Below are 6,315 nucleotides of genomic sequence, written 5' to 3' on the forward strand. Positions count from 1 at the left end.
TTATTCTTTTCAAAAAGCTTTTATCGTATCAAGTAACAACCTTTTTAGAAAAGTGCATTTCAAAAAGATTATTCACATATGGATTTTTANNTTAAACAGTAAAGATAGAAGATAATAAAAATTTTTAAAAAAGTAAAAAACCTTATCTATATTTGATAAGGTTAATGACCATTTTATGATTAGTTAAAGTGTTATGAAGTTCGGCTCCGCACCTGCTTGATCTACATAGCCAACTTTAACAGGGTGCATTTGAATTAATATGTAATTAGGGTCATCAGGACCTTTAATCCATTTAGATAATTCATCTGTCCACACCTTATCTTCAGCACTTGCATTTTCTATTATTTCAGCTTTGGCAAACATTTCTACAAAATTATCGTCTAATTGATTTCCATCATGTCCGATTAGTAGGTGGACATTAGGATTATTTTTTATATCGTCCACTTTTTTTGATTCTTTATGGGTTGCGATATAAGGTGTTAATCCTTTAAAGAAAAAAATCATAAAACAACTATGTGGAAAGTCCTCTCGTATCGTTGTGAAAATTCCTAATTGCTTTGCTTTTAGCACCTTCATTATATTTTCTTGAACCACCATAAAACTCCTTTCAACGATCAGTCTACAGGTTAAATAGACTCAGATTGCAATCCAATAACCAGATTTTATTCGACTTTACATTTTATCTTTGAGTAACTTGCTTTTAGGCTTATTTGACCAAAGTGAGCTGCCTACTCTTTTAAGTCTTTGTTAATTGATTTTGATTTAAACCTATTTTTTTGTGTCTTTTGCATATGATAGTTGTAAGTAATATTTTTTAGGAGGTTACTATGGCTCATCGTTTGTTTTTTATTATTTCATTTATCGGTGTTCCACTATCTGTTATTGGGAGTATCATGCATTGGAATGAGATTATCTTATTTGTCATATATTGTGTGACAATTATTGCTTTGGCAGGTATTATGGGTCGAGCTACTGAGAGTCTTGCAATAGTAGCAGGTCCGCGTATTGGAGGACTGTTGAATGCGACGTTTGGAAATGCAGTTGAATTAATTATTGCTATTTTTGCATTGAGAGAAGGTTTAGTTGAGGTTGTATTAGCTTCGCTTACAGGTTCTGTAATTGGAAACTTATTGCTTGTTGGTGGACTTTCATTTTTTGTTGGGGGATTAAAGTACAAGCGTCAAAGCTTTAATGTGTATGATGCTAGACATAATTCAGGTTTATTAATTTTTGCAGTTGTACTAGCTTTTGTAATCCCGGCTATTTTTGCGGATCGAATGGATAAAGCAGATACGATGACACTAAGTGTTGGTGTATCGATTATTTTAATGGTTTTATATTTAGCAGCTTTATATTTTAAACTTGTTACGCACCGAGGGGTATATGTTACAAAAGGGCAAGAAGAGATAGAAGAGCATGAAACAGCCGAATGGGGAAAGTGGAAAGCAATTTTAATTTTGGCGATTGCCACAGTAGCTGTTGGGTATGTTTCTGAGAACTTAGTTCATACATTTTCAACGGTTGGAGAAAAATTTGGATGGACAGAATTGTTTATTGGTATTATTGTAGTTGCTATTGTAGGTAATGCAGCAGAACATGCTTCAGCAATTGTTATGGCATATAAAAATAGAGTCGGGGTAGCAGTCGAAATAGCTGTCGGTTCCTCTCTTCAAATTGCTATGTTTGTCGCACCAGTATTAGTTATACTATCATTATTTATGGACCATAGAATGCCGTTGATATTCTCAATTCCAGAGCTAGTTTCAATGGTAACATCGGTATTTCTAACGATCGCCATAATGAATGATGGGGACACAAACTGGTTTGAAGGGTTAACACTCTTAGGAGCTTATGTTATTATGGGAATCGGTTTCTATTTATTATAAAGATTGAATTGAAGGTGGTAATACTTGAGAATAACTAGGATATTATTTTACGTAATCGGGTTATTAATTTTGACATTGGGAATCAGTTTAGCAATCACAGCTGGAAAAGGGGCAAGTGCTTGGGATGCATTAGCAGTAGGTGAATCGACAACTTTTGGGTTAACAGTTGGTACATGGATTATTATTAATTCGTCTATTCTTTTATTTGTAAATGCTTTTTTACAGAAGAAGAGACCTGATTGGCTAGCTGCAATCACATTTATTTTAATTGGCAGGTTTCTCGATTTATGGTTATATATTAATTTGGAACATATTTTTGCTGCAAATACATATACAAGGTATCTACAATTAATTTTATCTATTTTCGCTATGACATTAGGTATTGCAATATATTTACAAGCAAAATTCCCTTTAAGTCCAATCGATGATTTAATGATTTCTTTAAATAAACGTTTCGGCGTTAGTTTAGGGGTAGCTAAGACAATTGGTGAAGTATTTGCTTTAATCATTGCGTTTCTGTTACATGGCCCCATTGGAATTGGAACATTATTAATCACATTTAGTATTGGTCCGATCTTGCAAAGAATTAGAATCCCGATCGAAAAATTGTATATAAAACTTACATCGTAAGAACAATTTTTGACACGTAATTTTGAAGAAGAGAATAATTCACAAATACATATATTTACAAAATATGTTCATGCTAAGAATAAATATATTTCTTTTTACCGAAAGGGGCATGAATATGTCTAAATGGATAAAGCCATTCATACTGTTAAATATAGTTTTTTTAGTTATTTTATTAACAAATTTACAACATACTGATGCGGCGAAACGAGAAATAAATGTCCCAGGTTTTGCTGCAAATGTGTCGAAAGAAAATACTTATCCAAATCCATCTCAAGATTTACCAGAGTTACAACCAGGAGAATTTGCTAAGCAATTACTTAATTCCTCCAATGTAAAAATTGAAAATCCAAATCTGATTCGTATGTTTAATGAATCGTCAGTTGGAAGAGCTCCGTTTGCAGTTGGATATAATGCAAAGATATTTTTAGGAGTATGGCCATTAAATTATGAATCAAATGAAACGACTGTAAATTGGCAATATAAAAAAATAAATACGAATTATTTAGATAATCGTGGTGAAAAAAACTATAAGCGCGTTAAATATTATCAAAATGCTCAACATATTATTCGTGGAGGCTTGACTGCAAAAGTACGTGATTCAGACGATGTCATTAATCTAATGATGCATAGAGCTTCAGAAAAAACTACGCTACCTTTGGCGTTTCAAACTGTGATTGGCGCAGGGACTAAGAACGAAAGAGTGTATAATGTTCCACCAAAACAAATAGGTTATTTATACACATATGCACCAGCTGTTAATGAAAAAGGTAAAGTAACTTTTGGAGAAGTTTACTTAATTTTAAAAGGGAACAAAAAAACACTTCAGGTTAAAAATGTAGTTTCTCAAGGAATCGGTGCATGGATTCCAGTACAAGATTATGTTTCGTTTGGATATATTGCAACGTCTCAGCCAAAGTAAAATATAGATCATAATAGAGAAGGGCAGGCTTACTACTTTATAGTTTAAGTTTGTTCTTTTTTAGTTTTAATGGGGAGAGTGTTAAAATGAAATACATATTATCTTCGGTCCAATGGACACTTTTTATATTAGCTGGAAGTATTGTTGCTCCTATTTCAATTGCCTCCATGTACGGTTTAAACGGAATGGAAACAGTTGAATATGTACAAAGAACATTATTTGTTCTTGGGATTGCGGGGATTTTACAGACATGGAAAGGTCACAGATTACCGATTCAAGAAGGTCCAGCAGGTTTATGGTGGAGTGTAATCACGTTATATGCTGGTCTAGGGGTTATTTTATACGGGTCCCATATTGAAACGCTTCAAGTTATTCAATTTGCATTTTTATTAAGCGGTTTGATTTTCCTACTATTAGGTTTTTTAGGTGCTATTCAAAAAATCGCTAATTTGATTACACCAGTCGTTGTTAGTACATATTTAATTTTACTTGTGGCTCAGTTAAGTGGTTCTTTTATAAAAGGAATGTACGGATTAAGTAGAGTGAACAGCTCAGTTAATTTAAAAGTATTGGCTTTGTCAGCATTTATTGTCATACTATCAATCTTTTTATCAAAACACCCGAAGCTCGGTCAGTTTTCAATCCTGATTAGTTTAATTTTAGGATGGGTATTATTTTATGTATTCGACCTTTCAAATTCTATTCAACATGTAGATTCCATTTTTAAAATACCAGAAATATTTGCATTTGGAAAACCAATTTTTAAAGGAAACATGATTGTATTAATCATTGTCATAACTTTTTTATTGCTAGCAAATATGTTGGCTTCCATTAAGGTTGTACAAATAGTGATGAAAAAGCAAGGTGTTAGCCTTAAAGAAGATATATACAATTCATCAGGTAAAATGGCGGGGGTAATCCATCTGTTAGGGGGCTTATTTTCTGCTATTGGAGCAGTTCCGATTTCAGGTACCGCGGGATTTATTGAAAACACAAAACTAACAAAAAAAATGCCATTTATTTATGGTTCCATTATGATTATTATCATCAGTCTAATTTCGCCTCTTACCGCATTTGTATCTTCAATTCCAGAAGCAGTTGGATATGCAGCCATTTTTCCTGTATTTTCAAGCATATTGACTTTAGCCTTTAATGAGTTAAATGCTATTGAAAATAAAAAGAATGCTTATGAAATTGTGAGTGTATCTGTTTTTATTGGCATTGGGGCAATGTTTGTGCCATTAGATTCATTCGCTTCTCTTTCTCCAACTTTAGCTTCAATCTTTAGTAATGGATTGGTATTTGGAACGATTATTGCTTTGATATTTGAACAATTACGTAAAAGAAAATCAAAAATAAAAGGATAACAAAGATTCTTAACGCTATACAAAAAAATCCCTTAAGTAGTGGTAACACTTTCTACTAAAAGGGATCTTTTTTATCATTATTTTGATAGCTTTGATTTTTTAATTGTAAAATCTGTATTTGGATAATAGCTATTTTTTACAAGAATATTAGGTCCAAGACATTGAACAGCGGGGCAATGACAACTTAATTCAGCAGCAGTTTTTGAGGCTGACCAAATATCATATGCTTGTTGTAATGTATTTTCTTGTATGTTTCCTAGGTGAGGTACATCACCAAAATCAGTTACGATAATGCTCCCATCAAATATGTTTACATTTAGTCGTGAGCGTCCATCAGGGTCATTACGTAATGTAACATTTTTACTAGAATATAATCTTTGGATGATTTCTAAATCTTGTTGGTTATCACTACATGGATAGAAAGGTAATGTTCCAAAAAGCATCCACGTATCTTGGTCACGTACATTTAATAATGTTGAAATTGCTTCACGAAGTTCCTCTTTTGATAGTACTTCTAAGTTACTAGCAAAATCACTTGGATACATAGGATGTACTTCATGACGTTGGCATTTCATCTCTTCTACAATTTGGCGATGGATTTTTTCTAAATATGGAAGTGTACGTTTATTTAACATCGTTTCAGCGGAAACCATTACGCCTGCTTCTACTAGGCGTCGACTATTTTCAATCATATTATCAAATAATTTTGCGCGTTGTTCGTAAGTAGGCTTACGTTCCATCATGGCAAATCCTGCTTCTACAAACTCGTCTACAGTTCCCCAGTTATGTGATATATGTAATACGTCTAAGTAAGGAATAATTTTTTCATAACGTCCAAAATCTAAAGTAAGATTTGAATTGATTTGTGTGCGAACACCACGTTCATGAGCATACTTTAATAATGGTACAACATAGTTATCAACCATTTTATTTGAAAGCATCGGCTCTCCACCAGTTATACTAATACAACGTAAATGCTCAATTTCTTCTAAACGATGTAATATTAAATCGATGGGTAATGCATTAGGATCCTTTGGCTGTAATGTATATCCTACCGCACAATGTTCACATCTCATATTGCAGATGGTTGTCGTTGTAAATTCTACATTTGTTAGTATGTTTTTCCCGTACTCTTCTACATCCATATATGCTTCCCAAGGATCATAAATAGGTGTAATTTGTTGCAATACATTTTTCATAAAAAAACTCCTTCAGGTGCTTTTGTACCTATCAGTGATAAATAGTATAAATTGATTTTTCCTCAACTATTATAAGTAAGAAAAGTGAGGATTGTATAGAAATAAATTTAAAAAATTGTCGAAATGCTACGATATATAGACAGAGAAGGGTATAATAAATTGTAAAATGTAGAAGAGGAGTGTAGATACGTGGCAAACTCGGTTGAGCAATTATCATACATTAAAGAACGTTTTCATTCAGTTATGGAAACAATCGAATCGTTAGAAGCAGAAGAAATTAGTTTAGATGAATTAGATCAATTATTATCAGTATT

General features: G+C 32.7%; 7 protein-coding genes. 5 read left to right on the top strand and 2 right to left on the bottom strand.

What is annotated here, in order from left to right; all coding sequences use genetic code 11:
* Positions 1 to 183: 183 nt before the first annotated feature.
* Entirely contained in the window at positions 184 to 594 is a 411-nt protein-coding gene (locus V7056_RS09415) for a pyridoxamine 5'-phosphate oxidase family protein (RefSeq protein WP_499701341.1), read from the bottom strand.
* Positions 595 to 827: 233 nt separating this feature from the next.
* On the opposite strand from V7056_RS09415, the gene cax reads away from it, so the two are divergent.
* The 4 genes from cax to V7056_RS09435 all read left to right on the top strand — a co-directional run bounded on the left by cax (position 828) and on the right by V7056_RS09435 (position 4,802).
* Positions 828 to 1,886, top strand: a complete 1,059-nt coding sequence (gene cax, locus V7056_RS09420; protein WP_499701343.1) for a calcium/proton exchanger — start codon at positions 828 to 830, stop codon at positions 1,884 to 1,886.
* A 24-nt stretch (positions 1,887 to 1,910) separates the two neighbouring features.
* Positions 1,911 to 2,516 (top strand): YczE/YyaS/YitT family protein, encoded by a 606-nt coding sequence (locus V7056_RS09425; RefSeq protein ID WP_499701345.1) that lies wholly within the window; start codon positions 1,911 to 1,913, stop codon positions 2,514 to 2,516.
* Positions 2,517 to 2,631: 115 nt separating this feature from the next.
* Positions 2,632 to 3,435: a YfkD family protein gene (locus tag V7056_RS09430; RefSeq protein ID WP_499701347.1), complete on the top strand. Its 804-nt coding sequence runs from the start codon at positions 2,632 to 2,634 to the stop codon at positions 3,433 to 3,435.
* Between the two features lie 86 nt (positions 3,436 to 3,521).
* On the top strand, positions 3,522 to 4,802 hold the full coding sequence (locus V7056_RS09435; protein WP_499701349.1) for a purine/pyrimidine permease: 1,281 nt from the start codon (positions 3,522 to 3,524) through the stop codon (positions 4,800 to 4,802).
* A gap of 77 nt (positions 4,803 to 4,879) precedes the next feature.
* Here V7056_RS09435 and yfkAB read toward each other — a convergent pair whose 3' ends face one another.
* Entirely contained in the window at positions 4,880 to 6,001 is a 1,122-nt protein-coding gene (gene yfkAB / locus V7056_RS09440) for a radical SAM/CxCxxxxC motif protein YfkAB (RefSeq protein ID WP_499701351.1), read from the bottom strand.
* 189 nt (positions 6,002 to 6,190) lie between these two features.
* Here yfkAB and V7056_RS09445 point away from each other — a divergent pair.
* Positions 6,191 to 6,315 (top strand): SE1561 family protein (locus tag V7056_RS09445; RefSeq protein ID WP_499701567.1); only part of this gene is annotated, 125 nt, incomplete at its 3' end.

The sequence above is a fragment of the Bacillus sp. JJ664 genome (assembly GCF_036962205.1).
Taxonomy (GTDB): Bacteria; Bacillota; Bacilli; order Bacillales; family Bacillaceae_G; genus Gottfriedia.

Coding starts and splice junctions, on each gene's coding strand:
- yfkAB (WP_499701351.1), bottom strand. CDS start 6,001: ATGAAAAATGTATTGCAACAAATTACACCTATTTATGATCCTTGGGAA.
- cax (WP_499701343.1), top strand. CDS start 828: ATGGCTCATCGTTTGTTTTTTATTATTTCATTTATCGGTGTTCCACTA.
- V7056_RS09435 (WP_499701349.1), top strand. CDS start 3,522: ATGAAATACATATTATCTTCGGTCCAATGGACACTTTTTATATTAGCT.
- V7056_RS09430 (WP_499701347.1), top strand. CDS start 2,632: ATGTCTAAATGGATAAAGCCATTCATACTGTTAAATATAGTTTTTTTA.